At 64.8% G+C, this 735-nt stretch carries 2 protein-coding genes; both read left to right on the top strand.

Translation table 11 applies throughout. The features are described 5' to 3' along the window. On the top strand, positions 1 to 266 hold a 266-nt coding region (locus AC1D0I_RS32785), incomplete at its 5' end, for a hypothetical protein (RefSeq protein WP_477400216.1). After that, the coding region (locus AC1D0I_RS32780) for a type II toxin-antitoxin system VapC family toxin (protein ID WP_477400215.1) at positions 256 to 735 on the top strand (480 nt) is incomplete at its 3' end. The genes AC1D0I_RS32785 and AC1D0I_RS32780, both read left to right, overlap by 11 nt.

The raw sequence follows: 735 nt of genomic DNA, 5'->3' as shown, positions 1-735 counted from the left end.
GCGAGGAGCGGATCGCCCACACGCGCAACCGTCTGGTGCTTGAGCAGGCGAGGGCGGTCGGGCTACTTGGCGCGGCCAAGAACACACGCCTTTCCGGCAGGGTGCCTTCGGAGTTGATCGAGGCGGCAAAGAAGCGCGCGCATGTGACCTCCGACACCGAGCTTTTGGAGCTCGCCTTGTCACGACTGGCTATCGAGGACGATTTTGGCGCGCGGCTAGTCAGGCGCAAGGGCACCATCTCGGCGGACATCGATCTTGGCATTTGATCTCGGGAGCGCACTGCGTTCCCTAAAACCACAGCGGCGTAGCGCGGGCTTGGAACGGCGACCGGATTCTGCCCTGTCCTGGGCAGGGGACCAGCCGTCTGTCGGCGGTGCATTGCTCCTCGACACCAGCGTCTATCTGGATGTCCTGCAGGGACGCACGCCCGAGGCGGTCGATAACCTTCTGACGTATCGGCTCTGTCACCACTCGGCCGTCTGCCTTGCCGAGCTCAGCCACGTGTTCGGCCGGCTCGACCCGACGCACCCGACGACGAAGTCGGTCCTGGGAGCCGTTGCTGATACGATCGAGGATATTCCGGCGCACCGGCTGCATGCACCCGACGCCACCGCTTGGGGACGCGCCGGCATGCTGGCCGGCCTATTGTTCCGGCTGAGCCATCTGCCGAAAGGGGAGGGGCATGAACGCCGCTTCCTCAACGATGCGCTGATCTTTCACCAGGCCGGTATGCTC

The sequence above is a fragment of the Mesorhizobium sp. P2_D1 genome, assembly GCF_056404455.1.
This window is presented reverse-complemented; position numbering and strand designations above follow the sequence as displayed.